The sequence below is a fragment of the Campylobacter concisus genome (assembly GCF_002092845.1).
In the GTDB taxonomy this organism is placed as follows: domain Bacteria; phylum Campylobacterota; class Campylobacteria; order Campylobacterales; family Campylobacteraceae; genus Campylobacter_A; species Campylobacter_A concisus_AQ.
Genome location: NZ_LVXF01000015.1, coordinates 1 through 15,706 on the forward strand (window position 1 = coordinate 1; position 15,706 = coordinate 15,706).

Sequence of the window (15,706 nt, forward strand, 5' to 3'; positions counted from 1 at the left end):
ACAAATTTGCTTGAATACATCCTTAGCTTCCCACTAAGCCTTAGAGAATATTACTTTGGCAAGGCACTGGGCCGTACATTTGTTGTTTTTGTTCCACTTTTGTTTGCTCTTTTGCTTTGCGTGGTGGTTGGCTTTATCAAGGACGTGTCGATACCTTGGGGCGTGCTGGTGCTTTATTTTGGGCTACTTTTTAGCTTAAGCATCATTTTTTTATCGCTTGGATTTTTTATCTCAAGCGTGATTAAAAATCAAGAGACAGGCCAAGGTGTGGCGTTTTTACTTTGGCTTATAATGCTTGCATTTATTGATCTAGCATTAATTGGACTTCTTATGCGAAGCTCGATTGATGAGTATGTTATTTACGCTATTGCTATACTAAATCCGATAGAGCTTTTCAGGATAGCAGCACTTAGTCTTTTTGATCCAAATTTAGCAGTTATCGGTACTGCATCTTATTTTATTTTAAGCACCTTTCCAAAAGCGATATTTGTAGCTTATGCGATTATTTATCCGCTCTTACTAGGCATTATTTTGCTAGTTTGTGGCTATTTTGCCTTTAGTAAAAAAGATTTGGTTTGAGATTGTTTTTTGTTAAAGAAAAGTTGGTTTTAAATTTAGACGAAACTTGTATTATTCCACTTGTCCAACAAGAAACCTCCTTTTTGTAATAGCTCCCTTTCCCCCAAAGGGAGCTAACTTCTTCCAAGAAAATTTATGAAAAAATCCATTTTATTTTTAGTATTTGCTCTTATGTCTTTGAATGCAAACTGGGATATAAATATGCAAGAGTGTATTAATAAAAGTAACGCTAAAGCTTGCGAGAATTTTACAAAAAAGCTTTCAAGTGAGTGTGAAAATAAAGATAAAATTTCTTGCTTTATCTATGCAGATATGCTAGGACGCGGTCTTGGCGTAGAAAAAGACACGCAAAAATCTTTTGAGATATTTAGATCGCTCTGTGATGATGGCAGCAGTGAAGCTTGCTATGAGCTAGCGACAAAGTATCTTCAAGGAAATGGCACTGAGCAAAGCTTTGATCTTTCTGCAAATGCTCTTGATAAAGCTTGCAAGATGGGCAGTAAACGAGCTTGCAATGTATTAGAGCTTGTGCCTAAAAATTAGCTATTTTAATTTTGTACTTGCACTAATTAAAAGAAATTTCTTAAATATAGTTTCTTTAAAGTTAAATTTACTTTAGTATTACTTGGAATTTCTTTTTTATTAACTAAAAATTTTATTAAAATTTATGCTCAAATAATACTATTTCATCGTCCTAAATGGACCCTCCTTTTTGTAACTGATAAGTCTTTGCTTCCCCCTTTTCTGGCTTTTCGTATACACAAAGAGGAGTTGTTTATTCTTTTAAAAATCAAATCTATTTATTTTTTTCAATTTACATTCTATAAAAATTTTTCTTTTTTAAAATCATAATTGATAATAGTTTTAAATATTATCAAAGTAAATTTTGTGTAAGATTGCGAGCCATTATCAAAACCTACTATTAAAAGACTTCAAAACAAAGTGAAATTTCTAAATCAAAAATTTTTTTTATAAAGTACACACTTATTTATCTCTTTTATTTTTCATTCCACTTGCAGTAGTTTGTTTTAGCGGTGCGATCCTCGTTTATAAAGATGAGATAAACAGCCTTCTTGCCCCAAATGTCGTAAATGTAAATTTAAACAAAGAAAATTTAAGTAAAAGGATCAGCTTTGATGAGCAAAGAGAGATCATCGCAAGCGAGATTGACGGCTACGAGATGGTTGGCATCAATATCGATGCAAACCTTAAAAAATGCGACAAAATTTGGTTAATTGAGCACAATGATAGTCAAAAAGAGTGGAAATTTATCTATTTTGACGCTTTTAGCGGTAAGATAAAGAGCGAGCCACTCGCACATGATGAGGGATTTTTTGGAGTTTTAACCGAGCTTCATGAGTCGCTATTTCTTGGGAAAATTGGTCACGTTATCCTTACTTTAACCGCTATTTTTACGTTTTTTATATGCATAAGCGGTTTTGTGATTTATAGAAAATTTTGGCTGACACTACTTAGGCTTCGTGTAAATAGGCTAAATGTTTTTATGAGTGACATTCATAAAATGATAGGAATTTTTTCTACACCTATTTTACTGCTTATTTGCATAAGTGGTTTTTGGTGGGAATTTCAGATGGCATGCATACCAGAGTTTAAAAATGACTTCGTTATAGATGCAAAAATTTATAATAAAAACCTATCTCTTGACGAGCTGGTGGCCCGCTCAAAAAATGATCTTGCTGGCTTTGAGCCACACTTCATCTCACTGCCTTTTATGCAAGGAGCAAACATACGCCTTTTTGGCTATGTAAAAGATCAAAATTTCTTGCATAACGAATATTCAAGCATATTAACTTACGATAAAAATAACGGCGAATTAGTAAGTATTTTGGACATAAAAAATACAAATCTAAGCGAAGAAATTCTCTCAGCATTTAGAAAATCGCACTTTGGCAACTACAACCAAATCACAAAATTTATCTGGTTTTTAGTCGGTATTTCACCGCTTATTTTAAGTATCTCAGGGCTTTATTTGTGGATTAAAAGAAATTTTAAAAGGAGAAAAAATGAAAAAAATTTTAATTAGTTTGGTTGCATTAAATTTGATGCAACCTCAAATTTTTGCTAGCCAAAGCGATAAAATTTTAGAAGCAATTGATGTTGTAGAAAGCGAGAGAAGAGATGATGCAAACTACTTTGCAAAAGAGCTTGTAAAAAGCACAATAAGGCTAAATTTAACCTCTCGTCAAACGCCACAATCACTAACCGTGCTAACATAGGCTAGGCTAAAAGATCAAGGTATCAAGGACTATCAAGTGCTTCTTAGAAATGTCCCGGGCGTCACGCTAAATAAATGGGATGAGCGCGTATATCCGACAGCTCGTGGCTTTGCGATAGATTATTACTTGCTTGATTCGATGCCTAGCTTTGGCGGCTTTAGCCTTGGTACAAATGATATGAGCTTGCTACCTTATGAAAGAGTTGAGGTGGTAAAAGGGGCAAATGGCCTACTTGCAGGTGCTGGCAACCCAGCTGCAAGTTTAAATTTCATAAGAAAAAGAGCAGATTCAAAAGAGCTTAAAGAAAATTTTGGCGTAAGTGCTGGCTCATACGATAGATACGGCGTAAATGGCGATGTGCAAACGCCTGTAAATGAGAGCGGAAGCGTTAGAGCAAGGCTATCTTTTATGCATGAGAAGTTGCACTCTTATATGGATTATTACAACCGCAAAAATAGCGCGATTTATGGCGTAGTCGATAGCGACATAGGCGATAACTCGTGGCTTAGCCTTGGTGCGTTTTATCAAGAGCTAAGACGACGTGGCGTTAGATGGGGCGGTATGCCAGCTTTTTACACAGATGGCTCTAGGACAAATTTTAGTAAAAATGAAATTTTCTCTCAGCCTTGGACTAGGTGGGACATAAAAACGCTTGATTTTTACGCTGATTTTAAACACTACTTTGAAAATGAAGCAAGCTTAAATTTAAGCTACTCATTTAGACGGGCAAACACTGATTCAAATTTACTCTACTACGGCGGAGCGGTAAATTTAGACGGCACCGGCAACATAGGTGGTCTTAGTGTTTATGCAAACAAAAGAGAGGAGAACATCCACAACGTCGATGTATACGCAAATATCCCTTACGAGGTAGCAAATTTATCTCATGAGTTTGTCTTTGGTGCGATGTATAACAACTATAAAAAAAGTAGCGATAAGGTAAGTAGCTACTGGTTGCAAATGACTACGCCAGCAGGACTTGCTTATACAGCTAGAAGCAGGATTGATTTTAAAAATTTACACCTCGATGATCCAAAATTTCCTTATGAAGATCAAAACAACAAAGACAAAACGATACAAAAGGCATTTTACGCAGCAAATAAACTATCAATCACCGATGAGCTTAAATTTTTACTAGGTGCTAGGGTGAGCTACTATAAATACGAGATCGAGGGCGGCAAAGACAATAGAAATTTCACAAATGAGATCACGCCATATCTTGGCATCACCTACGACATCGGAGCAAACCACACTCTATATGCTAGCTACACGAGTATATTTAAACCTCAAAGCGTAAAGGACGCAAACGACAAGTATCTTGATCCGATCCAAGGCAAGGACTATGAAGCGGGCATTAAAGGCGAGTATTTTGACGGGGCACTTCAAGCAAGTCTTGGTGTCTTTAAGATCGTGCAAGATAAGCTTGGCATAAATACTGGCAGGAAAAATCCAGCGACAAATGCCGACATATATGAATCTGGCAAGGGTGTGACAAGCAAGGGTGTCGAGCTAGATCTAAACGGCGAGATCACTAAAAATTTAAGCCTAAGCTTTGGCGCAACGCACTTTAATGCAAAAGATGCTAAAGGTGAGAAATACGCCACCGACTCATCAAGAAGCACGGCAAATTTATTTGCAAAGTACGAATTTAGGGACTTTAGAGTAGGGGCTGGAGCTATGTATAAGAGCAAAATTTATACTGGCAAAGGCGCAGATGAAATCACACAAAAAGGCTACACTTTAGCTAATTTAATGCTTGGTTATAAATTTGCTAAGAATTTTGATGTACAGCTAAATATCGACAATCTCTTTAACAAAAAATACTACGAGGGCATCGGCAAAAATATGATGGTTTATGGCGATCCACGCACATTTAATCTTAGCTTTAACTACAATTTTTAATCTAATTAAATCACCAGCTAAATAAGCTGGTGATAAATTTTAACTCCTAAAGTGTATAATTAGAAAAATATATTTTAGGATGAGTGTCATGTTTAAAGTAGAGGTTATTTATAAATTCTGTCTTGTTTTAGTTCTTATTTTAGGGCTTTGTATGCTCGCATTCTCTGGTGTAAATTTTGCACTTGGCGAATATAATGAGTATCTATTAAATGCCCATAAAATCGCAGGTTTTTTAATATTGCTTGCTGCAACACTTCACGTTATAAATCGTAGAAAAAAACTAGTAAAACTAATAAATGAAACGATGGATGTGCTAACACGCAGTAAAAATCCAAGCATTTGCAACATGGACCGCATCATCGCCTCGCTCGAGCCATACAGCATAACTGAAATTTCGCAAATGTTGGGCTTTGACGAGGCCATTTTTTGCGAAACTTTACGCAAAAATGGGGTTAAATTTAATGACGCTAGCCAAACTCTACGCCAGATCGCGCGAATGAATGATGAAAAGATATTTTTCGTGCTAGTTCTTATAATCGAGGCGAAATTCGGCAAGAGATTTTGCGGCGAGCTAAATTATAAACGCGGTGGAAAACTTAAAGATAAAAAAATGGTTGCGTAGGGCTAGCTCAGTCTTTGCTAGCTTGTGCCATGCAGATGAAGCTATCTTTACTCCAGCGCCTAAACGCGCAGTCATAGCAGCTTCTCTCGTCCCCACAGCTCGTCTCCTCTTCGTCGCTATCTAGCTTAAATTTAGTGCAGTTTTGGGCTATTTGATGAGCTTTTTCGTAGTTAAATTTGCCGTATTTAAACTCATTTTTCTCATTGAAATTTTGTATCATCAAAATTCCCGAAGCTCTTTTATGTTTAAATTTCTAAACTCACCATTTTTGTCTTTTTGCACGAGTAAAGTTGCCTTGTGATGCCAAAATATAGGCTTTAAAGCGCCATCTAAATTTATCATCTCATCTTTTGCAAGCTCTTTAAAATTCTCATCCAAAACCGCTTCGATAAAAGGAAGCTCTGTAAGCTTAGCAACGCTTAGCTTTGGCTCATTTAGATTAAATTTGCCCCTTATCTTGCCATCATCGCCGCTAAGTCTAAGCCCTATACCCGCGAGCGCGCAGGAGCTCATACAAAAGACGCGCTGGGGGCTTGGCGGCGAGCTAAGCGAAACGGAGGAGGCGCGGCTAGCGGAGTATTTTGACAGCGGCAAATACAAACCAAGGCAAGAATTTATGCACTGGGCGTTCGTATCTGTCGATAAGGCAAATAGAATTTTATAGTTAAAATTTCTTCTAGAATGGAGCAAATTTGATGCTAGTTATATGCCTAACTATGACAAAAGTAAAAGATAATTGGCAAGATTTTAGTAAGTTTTAAAAAAGTAGTCTTTTGCTTAGTGCCAATGTTTTAAGCAATAAAAATAAAGGTCAGTAGACTTTAAGTTATAGATAGTTTCATGGCGGGTAGAGAGAGATTCGAACTCTCGGTGAGTTGCCCCACACACGCGTTCCAGGCGTGCTCCTTAAACCGCTCGGACATCTACCCATGAAAAGAAGTGGAATTATATCTTTATTTGCTTAATGCTTGGCTTTTAAAGTTTAGCCCCAAGATAATGACATTTTTGTGCTCGCCATCCATCAGGCAAACGCCAGGCAGTTCGCCCCATTTTTCAAAGCCAAATTTCAAAAACAGCCCAAGGCTTGCTTTGTTTTTGCTAAAGATTAGTGCGATGATGTTTTTTAAATTTAGCTCTCTAGCTTCATTTAGGCTGTGGGCTAAAAGCTGTTTGCCGATGCCCCATTTAAGAGCCTTTTTAGCGACATAGATGCTTATCTCTACGCTTATATCGTAAGCGATTTTAGGATTAAAGTCACTTAGTGAGCAGTAACCTAAAATTTCACCATTTTTTTATAGACAAAGATTAAGCGAGAGTTGTTGTGAGCTTTAAACCAAGGCTCTTGCTCTTTGTGCCGACTGGCTGCATATTAGCAGTCGTAATTTTTCTAAAATACACTAATTATAAATTTGAGCAATCTTAGGATCGCTCAAATTTATTCGATCAAGCCTAGCCTCTTTTAGCAGCTTGGTAGACTGGCTCAAGCTTTGCTGCGATCTCTTTTAGATCTTTTATCCTACTCTCGTTTGATGGGTGTGTGCTTAAAATTTCAGGCACCTTTCCGCCACTCATCTTGCTCATTTTTACCCAGACTTCGACCGCTTCTTTTGGATCGTATCCGGCTCTTGCCATTAGCTCAGTGCCGATGTGATCAGCTTCAGTTTCATGTGAGCGAGAAAAGGGCAGAGATATGGTGTATTCGCTAGCTAAATTTAGAGCATTAGCTCCAAGATCGCCAAGGCCAGTAGCTGTGGCTATTGCAAAGATACCTATGCTTTTCATCTGATCAGCACTTGCTTGCTCCCTGCTGTGCTCTCTAAGAGCGTGTGCGATCTCGTGACCCATGACCGCAGCTAGCTGTGCATCTGTTAAATTTAGCCTTTTTATGATGCCGCTATAAACGACTATCCTGCCCCCTGGCATGCACCAAGCATTTAGCGTATCTTCGTTTATGACATTTACTTGCCACTTCCATTTTAGGGCATCCTCTCTGAAAACGCCAGTTTGCGCGATCAGCCTTTTTGCGATATCTTGAACTCTTTTTGTGAGGATCGGATCGACATTTAGCTCGCCCTTGCTTCTAGCAGCTGTGAGCGTCTTGACGTAAGCTTGAGCTGAGCTTTGCTCCATCGCTTCAGAAGATACTAGCATGAACTGCTTGCGATCTGCACCCACGACGCCTGACTTTGTGACGCTCGTGCAGCCTGTGATAAGCAAGCTAGCTGTTAATAACGTAAGTAAAATTTTTTTCATTTTCATCCTTTTTGGATTAAAATTTGGCGTATTATAGCCTGAGTTGGATATGTATTGTTAAACGAGGGGATAAATTTAAATTTTGAGATTTCAAAAATAGAAATTTACTATCGCGCAAATTTTAAAATCTCATTCACTCGCAAGAATTGACTACTAAAATTTGGCTTCGCTTACCGCTTAGCTCAAATTTTAGAGCCGAAATTACTCGTTCATGAAATTTTAAAATTTGTCAGAAATTTTCTAAAATAAAACGCATGCAGTGCGCCAGCACGATTGCATGCCACTCCTAACGTGCGAGGGGTTTAGGGGATTTAAAAAGGGGGGATAAGGGGACGGCTTCGTAATTCAAGTCCCCTTGTCTCCCTTTTTGGTAAATTTATATCGCAAAGCAAATTTTAAAATCTTATTCACTCGCCTTAGCAGACTGCTAAATTTAGGTCTCGTAGCTACTCGCCACTAAATTTAGAGTCGTGATATGCGCGCTCATAAATTTTAAAATTTGCCTGACACTTACCTGATGATAAAGTGTATTCAGTGTGCTACTTGGTTTATGACCGCATAAATTCAAAATTTAGACGCTATGTCCTAAAATTTAACTCCTACGCCTTATAGTTTATATTTCTCTCAAATTCTCTCAAACGTTTATTTACAGATCTTAGCTCTGTTATCGTCGTCCAGTTATCGATAAATACGCTAAAACTCTCTCTAACTTGAGAAAAAGCGTTGCTAGCTTGTATAAGCACACCAAGCGTTATAACGCCGCTAAATAGGCCATTTCCCATGATGATATAAGGCACGATGACAAGAATTTGTGAAAAAGAGATGAGCCAAAGGTTAAAGTAGCCATAGTGCAAAAATAGTTTGTAATAATTTAACTTTACGCCTGTAAAAAGCTCTAGCATGACGTTTGGCTGGCAAAATTTAGACTTATCATCTTCGCCGTAAACCAGCTCTTTTCTAAATGCCGCTTCTGCTTTTTGGTTGTTATACTCGATATGTGGGAGTTTAATGCCCACAAACCACGAAATAATTAAGCCACCGATGCTAATTATTAAAGCGATATAAACAAGCGAGCCTTCGATATCTTTGATGTAAGGCAAACTCACGCTCTTGCTTAGCTCCCAAAGCACTGGTATAAAGGCAATTAGCGTCATGATTGCCCTTAAAACCTGCACGCCAAGACTTTCCATTATCTTTGCAAAGCGGTAAACATCCTCTTGAATACGCTGTGAGCTACCTTCGATATCGCTCTTGCAGTTTTGCCAAAATTTTAGATATTTAAACGTCATCGCCTCTCTCCAGCGAAAAACCCAGTGGCTGGCAAAAAATGAGATAACTGTATAAGTTATAACATAGGGCATAGCGATTTTTATGAAGTTAAAAATTTCACGCCAAAACTCACTTACATTATGATCTTTTGAGTTTTGCACGATATCGTAGAAATTTTTATACCACTCGTTAATGCGGACATTTAAATGAGTTTGGTAAACAAGTAGCAAAATGATAAATAGTGCTCCGCCGTAAGCCCAGAGTGCCCACTTTTTATCTTTAAAAAACGATGAAAACATAAAGTGCCTTTTATAAATTTTGGCGAATTATAGCAAGCAATATTAAGCATTTATATAAAATTTAAATGTGAGCTATATCATTTTGCAAATTTTACGTAAAGGAAAATGATGAAAAAATTAGCATTTTTGGCTCTTGGCTTTTTTGCAACACTTGCATTTGCGGCTGATATGAAGGTCTATAAAAGCCCAACTTGTGGATGTTGTACTAGCTGGGGTGAGGCGATGCAGAAGGCTGGATTTAGCGAAGAGGTCATAAAAGTAGATGATATAGCAAAAGTTAAGAAAGAATTTAACGTGCCGCTAGAGCTTTCAAGCTGCCATACAGCAATCATCGATGGATATATCATAGAAGGTCATGTCCCAGCCGATGAGGTAAAGCGCCTACTAGAGCTTAAGCCAAAAGATGTAGTTGGTATCGCAGTGCCTGGCATGCCGATGGAGAGCCAAGGTATGGAGCAAGGCAGTAAAGCCGAGCAATACGATGTTATTTTATTTAAAAAAGATGGCTCACAAGAAATTTTTGCCACTTACATCGGCACAAAAAAACTAAGATAACTTCAAAAATTTTTAAATTTAGCTCATTTTTTAGCGAGCTAAATTTAAAAAGAAATTCCCTTACTTACGGCTATGATACAAAGTAAAAATGTTAGCGGAACATAGATAAATTTGCCTACAAAATACCAGAAATTACCATAAGATTTATTTGCTCCAGAATTTATCTCATCTAAAATTTCATCTTTTTTAATAATCCAGAACCAAGAAATAGCACCGATTACCGCACCGATTGGAATGATATAGATCGACACAAAGTCCATCCAAGGTCCCCAACTACTAATAGGCTCCATAAATGCTCCTATGCCAAAGCAAACTGCACAAAGTAGCGTGAGTGTCCAAAATCTATTAAGAAACGGAAATTTATGCATAAGCGACTCAGCCACGACCTCAAACATATTTTGAAGCGAGGTGATACCACCAAAGATAACAGCTGTAAATAAAATAATGGCAAAAATTTGTCCACCGATCATGTTTTGTAAAATTTTTGGAAGCGTTACAAAAAGTAGCTTTGGGCCTTCGGCTGGATCCATAGCGTAGGCAAAGACCGCTGGGATCATAACAAGAGCGGCTACAAGAGCCGCAATAGTATCAAAAAAGGCCGTTGTTTTAGCACTTTCAACGATATCTTCATCTTTTGAAAGGTAAGCCCCATAAACTATCATGCCAGATCCTGTGATAGAGAGCGAGAAAAACGCTTGGCCCATCGCAGAAACCCATACCATTGGGTCCGCAAGCTTACTAAAGTTAGGGATAAAAAGGAATTTATACCCATCAAACGCATTTGGTAGCATCGCAACATTTATAGCCAGAATGCTAAACAATACAAAAAACAGTGGCATCATTATTTGATTTGTTTTTTCGATACTTTTTGCCCCAAAAAATAGTGTAAGAAGCGTGCCAACAACGATGATAAAATGATAAGGCAAGACTGAGTAATCTTGAAGTGCAAATGAGTTAAACCAAACATTCGTATCAACGCTCATAAATGAGCCAGTAAGCGCCTGGGTAAGGGCTTTTAGTACGTAGGCGATGATGACTGCGTAACCGATGGCTATACAAAGTGAGCCAGCAAGCGGAAGCCAGCCAATAATACTGCCAAATACGCCTAAGTTTCTACTTTGCCAAGCATATTTATATGATCCAAGCGTACCAGTTTTTGCACGTCTGCCAATCGCATACTCTGCACTTAGACCAACGTATGAAAAAAGAGCTATGAAAAAAACATAGATGAGTAAAAACGCTGCACCGCCATTTGTGCCAAGTTTATAAGGAAAGCCCCAGACATTTGCCATGCCAACTGCTGATCCAACACAAGCCAATATAAATGCCCAACGCGATGAAAAATTCTTTTTGCTCATTGTAAAATCCATAAATTTAGTGATGAAAATAATGTTATCAAAATATGATTTAAGAACTTTTTATAAATCTTAAATTTAAGAAATGTTGTTACTTTTGGGCGCGGATAATTTGACCGCTAAATATAAATTCGCTATAATCAGGCAAAAATTTTTAACTCTTAAGGATCATAATTGAACCCCAGTAGCGATAATTCGCTTTTAATGGTAATACTTGCCATTGTATTCATTTTACTAAATGCCTTTTTTGTTTTATCAGAATTTTCTCTTGTTAAAGTTCGTAAGTCTAGACTTGAAGAGCTTATTAAGGAGAAAAAGCCAAATGCTCAGCTTGCTTTTGAGATGTCAAACAAGCTTGATACTTATCTTAGTGCCACTCAGCTTGGCATCACACTAAGCTCACTTGCTCTTGGTTGGATCGGTGAGCCAGCGGTTGCAAGACTTATAGAAGCTCCACTTAAAAATTTCTTCAATTTTAGCGATATCTTAGTTCATACAGTTGGTTTTGCGATCGCATTTACGCTTATTACCCTACTTCACGTTGTAATGGGTGAGCTTGTGCCAAAGTCAGTTGCTATCGCGAAGGCCGAGACTTCAGTATTAAAAATTGCTCGTCCACTTCACTTTTTCTGGGTACTATTTTCGCCTGTAATTAAGCTTTTTGATATTTTAGCGACCATTGGACTTAAAATTTTAGGCATCCAGCCAGCTAAAGAAAATGAGCTAGCCCACTCTGAAGAAGAGATAAAAATCATCGTTGGTGAGAGCTTAAAGGGCGGTGTGCTTGATAGTTTTGAGACTGAGATCATTAAAAATGCAGTCGATTTTAGTGACACAGTCGCAAAAGAGATCATGACGCCAAGACGCGACATGATCTGTATAAATAAACAAAAGAGTTTTGAAGAGAATTTGCAAGTCGTATTTGAGTCAAAATACACTCGCTTTCCTTATATAGACGGCTCAAAAGATATTATTTTGGGCATGATACACATTAGAGATATTTTGCAGCTTCACTTTAGCAAAGATAAAGAGAAGAGTTTTGACTCAATTGTTCGTAAATTTGTCATCGTGCCTGAGAGCCTTTCTATATCAAAAGTACTTGTAATGATGAATAAAGAGCAAATTTCAGCTGCACTTGTAGTCGATGAGTATGGCGGCACAGCCGGACTTCTTACGATGGAAGATATAATGGAAGAGGTGCTTGGTGATTTTAATGATGAGCACGATGAAGTCGATCAACACTACAAAAAGATAAATGACAATATTTACGAATTTCAAGGCAGATATGATCTAGAGAGCGTAGAAGAGGTTCTTGGTATAAGCTTTGATGAAGAGACAGATCAAGTAACGATCGGTGGATATGTCTTCAACCTAATCGGTCGTTTGCCAGTAGTTGGGGACAAGATCGAGGATGAAAACTGCTACTACGAAGTAAGAAAGATGGATGGGGCTAGCATATCACGAGTCAAAGTTAGAAAAAAGATAAAAAATGAAGAGGAGAGCATTCAATCTTAAATTTATATATTTATGGCTTAAATAAGCCATGTTATGTAAATTTCTATCAATATTGTGATGCTCTAGACCCAATTTCACCATCGCTTATTTCACTAAATTTTTGTTTTAGACAAGTCTTCTAGTTGTAGTCAAACAAAATAAACTCATATAAATTTTTTCGAGTAGATATCCAGCAGTAAAATTTAATCTTAAATTTTAAATATAGTTAATATAATTAAAAATTGTTTTTTACGAGGAGTAAAGATGAGAATAATAAATGTAAAAGATATAAGAGAAGTCGTTGCTAAGCTTTGCAAACAGGCCTGTTATGTCGTGACGCCAGATTTAAAAGCTGCTTTTACAAAGGCTCAAAGTAGCGAAAGTTCGTCACTAGGCAAAGACATTTTGGGCAAAATTTTACAAAATGCTAAGCTTGCGGAAGAGGGTGTAGCGCCTATTTGCCAAGATACAGGCATGACGGTTGTTTTTGTGCAGATCGGCCAAGATGTGCATATTGAGGGTGGATATATTGAAGATGCGATAAACGAGGGCATTGCGGAAGGCTACACTGAAGGTTATCTAAGAAAGTCAGTTGTTGCTGAGCCACTTTTTGAGAGAAAAAATACCACAAATAACACTCCAGCTGTCATTCACACTAGAATCGTACCAGGAGATAAGCTAAAGATAAAAGTGGCTCCAAAAGGTTTTGGTAGTGAGAATAAATCAGTTTTAAAAATGCTTGTACCAGCTGATGGTATAGAGGGTGTAAAAAAAGTCTTTTTAGAGGCTGTAAAATACGCTGGACCAAACGCCTGTCCTCCACTAACAATAGGCGTTGGCATAGGCGGTACGATGGATAAGGCAGCACTTTTGGCAAAAGAAGCGGCAGTTCGTTCAGTCGATAGTAAAAATTCTGATCCAAGATATGCCAAATTAGAAGACGAGCTACTAGAGCTTGCTTGCAAAACTGGTGTTGGTCCTCAAGGACTTGGTGGTGATACTACTGCCGTTAAAGTAAATGTCGAGTGGTATCCAACCCACATAGCAGGTCTTCCTGTTGCTATAAACATCAACTGCCACGCTGCGCGCCACGCAGATGCCGAGCTTTAAGGAGAGAAAATGTCAGAAGTAAAAAGAATAACAGCACCATTTGATAAAGAGGTGGTAAAAAGCCTAAAAGCAGGGGATAATGTCCTAATATCAGGCACTATCATAGCAGCTCGTGACGCTGCACATAAGGCACTTACTGAAACATTGGCACGTGGTGAAAAGTTACCAGTTGAGCTAAAGGGTGAGACTATCTACTACGTCGGACCAACTCCAGCCAAGCCAAACCAAGCTATCGGCGCAGCAGGCCCAACAACAAGCGGTAGAATGGATAAATACACCCCAACTATGATAAATGAAGTTGGTATAAATGGTATGATCGGTAAAGGCTACAGGAGTGACACAGTAGTTGATGCGATGAAAAAATCATGCTGTGTTTATATGGTTGCTATCGGTGGCATCGGAGCGCTCATTAGCCAAAGTATCAAAAAATATGAAGTGCTAGCTTATCCAGAGCTAGGACCAGAGGCAGTTGCTAGGCTTACCGTCGAGGACTTCCCAGCAATAGTTGCCATTGACTGCGAGGGTAATAACTTCTATGAAGTCGGTCAAGCACCTTACAAAAAGATCTAAATTTATCCCGCTAGCAAGCTAGCTAGCGGACTTTAGTAATATCCAAGACACATCGTTTCAGTTAATTTTATGCGTTTTTCAAATGGAGCAGGTGAGAAAAATTTGCACTTTTCAATGTAAATTCTATAAGAATAGCTAAGATTAAAATCATCATAAAATTTCTTCAAGTCTATAAATTTGATACCGCAAATCTCATAAAATTTAAAGAGCTCGTAGATCTTAGAGCCATTTTTTGCTACAAGATGAGATGGAGCAAGTGAGGTAAAAGAGCAAAATACGCCCGTTGGAATAAGGCCATTTAAAGGTGTGCAGGTTTTTATAATGTTTTGAAATTTGACTGGAATGCTATTTTTTCTAAGAAAAACTATTCTTGAGTTTTCAAATTTAGCACTTATGACGTTTTTCCAAAAAAGATAAGCATTTGATGAGATGCCGGCGTTTTTAGCCAACTCAGCACCGAGTACATAATCATCTAAAAACTCATTTGGTGCAAGTATATTTTGCATCTTCATCCTTTTGAAATTTTGCCCATTATAGCTTTTGGAGACTAAAAATTTAGAAAATTTATAGTAGGATTTTAAAAAATTTCAAAAGGAGAAAATATGAAAAAACAAATCTCAACAAAAAATGCTCCACAAGCGATTGGGCCATATTCTCAAGCTATTAGCGCAAATGGATTTTTATTTATCTCAGGTCAGCTTGGTGTCACACCAGCGGGTGAGTTTGCAGGTAGTAGTGTAGAGGCCCAAGCTGAGCAATCGCTTGAAAATTTAAAAAATATCTTGGCTGAGGCAGGACTTACTTTTGATAATACTGTAAAGACTACAATATTTCTAACAGATATGGCAGATTTTGCTAAAGTAAATACTGTGTATGCTAAATTTTTTAAAGAGCCTTATCCTGCTAGAAGTACAGTAGCCGTTAAGACCTTGCCAAAAGACGCACTTGTGGAAATAGAGCTTATCGCGGCTTATTAATAGATATTGTGTAAAAGTTCACAAAAATTTAATGTTTAAATGATGGAGAGCAGAAACTCTCCAAATTTATACTTCAAAAACTAAACCCTATAAACCTACTAATAAAAATACATACTTTAAAATTTTAAAGTAACAAACAAATTTTTCTAAAATTCCCTAATTATTTCAACTATCTTTAAGTATTACTCATATATAATTCCAGCTCACGAAACGAGAAACCACCTTTAACTTCATTGGTTAATAAAGCCTTTTCTTTTTATCGTTGTTCTTTTAACTTACAATTGTTAAACTATTAGTCAATCTTTGAAATCTAAACAAGTGATCGATTGAGCCAGTCTATTATTTTATAATTATAATAGATTAGACAAACTAATAAATAAAACTAAAAGTTTTTTTGATTAAAAACTTCATAATAAAATCCTATCAAATAAATTTTGCTAGGTAATTAATATGGAGAGTTTGATCCTGGCTCAGAGTGAACGCT

At 37.4% G+C, this 15,706-nt stretch carries 16 protein-coding genes, 1 tRNA gene and 1 pseudogene; 10 read left to right on the forward strand and 8 right to left on the reverse strand.

Annotation, left to right across the window (positions count from 1 at the left end):
* The 5 genes and pseudogenes from A3854_RS04770 to A3854_RS04790 form a co-directional block, all read left to right on the forward strand.
* Window positions 1-579: ABC transporter permease subunit (locus tag A3854_RS04770; protein WP_084041551.1), on the forward strand; the 579-nt coding region annotated here is incomplete at its 5' end.
* A gap of 135 nt (window positions 580-714) precedes the next feature.
* Complete coding sequence (locus A3854_RS04775; protein ID WP_084041552.1) at window positions 715-1,122, forward strand: tetratricopeptide repeat protein; 408 nt, start codon at window positions 715-717, stop codon at window positions 1,120-1,122.
* A 463-nt stretch (window positions 1,123-1,585) separates the two neighbouring features.
* A complete protein-coding gene (locus A3854_RS04780) occupies window positions 1,586-2,623 on the forward strand; it encodes a PepSY-associated TM helix domain-containing protein (protein WP_257639873.1) in 1,038 nt (345 codons plus the stop codon).
* Window positions 2,604-4,718 (forward strand): annotated as a pseudogene (locus A3854_RS04785) (TonB-dependent siderophore receptor). Before A3854_RS04780 ends, A3854_RS04785 begins: the two are co-directional and overlap by 20 nt.
* Window positions 4,719-4,806: 88 nt before the next feature.
* A complete protein-coding gene (locus A3854_RS04790; RefSeq protein ID WP_084041554.1) occupies window positions 4,807-5,340 on the forward strand; it encodes a chemotaxis protein in 534 nt (177 codons plus the stop codon).
* 7 nt (window positions 5,341-5,347) lie between these two features.
* Here A3854_RS04790 and A3854_RS04795 read toward each other — a convergent pair whose 3' ends face one another.
* From A3854_RS04795 to A3854_RS04825, 6 genes are all read right to left on the reverse strand, one after another.
* Window positions 5,348-5,560 carry a molybdopterin biosynthesis protein MoeB gene (locus A3854_RS04795; protein WP_180378645.1) on the reverse strand — a complete coding sequence of 71 codons (213 nt, stop codon included), beginning with the start codon at window positions 5,558-5,560 and terminating at the stop codon, window positions 5,348-5,350.
* Entirely contained in the window at window positions 5,560-6,030 is a 471-nt protein-coding gene (locus A3854_RS09560; RefSeq protein WP_180378646.1) for a hypothetical protein, read from the reverse strand. Before A3854_RS09560 ends, A3854_RS04795 begins: the two co-directional genes overlap by 1 nt.
* A gap of 151 nt (window positions 6,031-6,181) precedes the next feature.
* Window positions 6,182-6,269 (reverse strand) — tRNA-Ser (locus A3854_RS04810).
* 24 nt (window positions 6,270-6,293) lie between these two features.
* Complete coding sequence (locus A3854_RS04815; RefSeq protein WP_257639874.1) at window positions 6,294-6,620, reverse strand: GNAT family N-acetyltransferase; 327 nt, start codon at window positions 6,618-6,620, stop codon at window positions 6,294-6,296.
* Between the two features lie 169 nt (window positions 6,621-6,789).
* The gene (locus A3854_RS04820; protein ID WP_084041557.1) at window positions 6,790-7,593 is read right to left on the reverse strand and encodes a M48 family metallopeptidase; all 804 of its coding nucleotides are present in this window, start codon (window positions 7,591-7,593) and stop codon (window positions 6,790-6,792) included.
* A gap of 599 nt (window positions 7,594-8,192) precedes the next feature.
* The gene (locus A3854_RS04825) at window positions 8,193-9,161 is read right to left on the reverse strand and encodes a putative transporter (protein WP_084041558.1); all 969 of its coding nucleotides are present in this window, start codon (window positions 9,159-9,161) and stop codon (window positions 8,193-8,195) included.
* 108 nt (window positions 9,162-9,269) lie between these two features.
* On the opposite strand from A3854_RS04825, the gene A3854_RS04830 reads away from it, so the two are divergent.
* Window positions 9,270-9,716: a DUF411 domain-containing protein gene (locus A3854_RS04830; protein WP_054197245.1), complete on the forward strand. Its 447-nt coding sequence runs from the start codon at window positions 9,270-9,272 to the stop codon at window positions 9,714-9,716.
* 44 nt (window positions 9,717-9,760) lie between these two features.
* On the opposite strand, the gene A3854_RS04835 is transcribed toward A3854_RS04830, so the two are convergent.
* Entirely contained in the window at window positions 9,761-11,074 is a 1,314-nt protein-coding gene (locus A3854_RS04835) for a sodium-dependent transporter (RefSeq protein ID WP_084041559.1), read from the reverse strand.
* A 201-nt stretch (window positions 11,075-11,275) separates the two neighbouring features.
* On the opposite strand from A3854_RS04835, the gene A3854_RS04840 reads away from it, so the two are divergent.
* The 3 genes from A3854_RS04840 (at window position 11,276) to A3854_RS04850 (ending at window position 14,245) form a co-directional block, all read left to right on the forward strand.
* Entirely contained in the window at window positions 11,276-12,586 is a 1,311-nt protein-coding gene (locus A3854_RS04840; protein ID WP_223154647.1) for a hemolysin family protein, read from the forward strand.
* Between the two features lie 243 nt (window positions 12,587-12,829).
* On the forward strand, window positions 12,830-13,675 hold the full coding sequence (locus A3854_RS04845) for a fumarate hydratase (RefSeq protein WP_084041560.1): 846 nt from the start codon (window positions 12,830-12,832) through the stop codon (window positions 13,673-13,675).
* A 9-nt stretch (window positions 13,676-13,684) separates the two neighbouring features.
* Window positions 13,685-14,245: a Fe-S-containing hydro-lyase gene (locus A3854_RS04850; RefSeq protein ID WP_084041561.1), complete on the forward strand. Its 561-nt coding sequence runs from the start codon at window positions 13,685-13,687 to the stop codon at window positions 14,243-14,245.
* A gap of 32 nt (window positions 14,246-14,277) precedes the next feature.
* On the opposite strand, the gene A3854_RS04855 is transcribed toward A3854_RS04850, so the two are convergent.
* Entirely contained in the window at window positions 14,278-14,751 is a 474-nt protein-coding gene (locus A3854_RS04855; RefSeq protein WP_084041562.1) for a cysteine permease, read from the reverse strand.
* Between the two features lie 96 nt (window positions 14,752-14,847).
* Here A3854_RS04855 and A3854_RS04860 point away from each other — a divergent pair, with 96 nt between their 5' ends.
* On the forward strand, window positions 14,848-15,222 hold the full coding sequence (locus A3854_RS04860) for a RidA family protein (RefSeq protein ID WP_084041563.1): 375 nt from the start codon (window positions 14,848-14,850) through the stop codon (window positions 15,220-15,222).
* The last annotated feature ends 484 nt before the right edge of the window (window positions 15,223-15,706 follow it).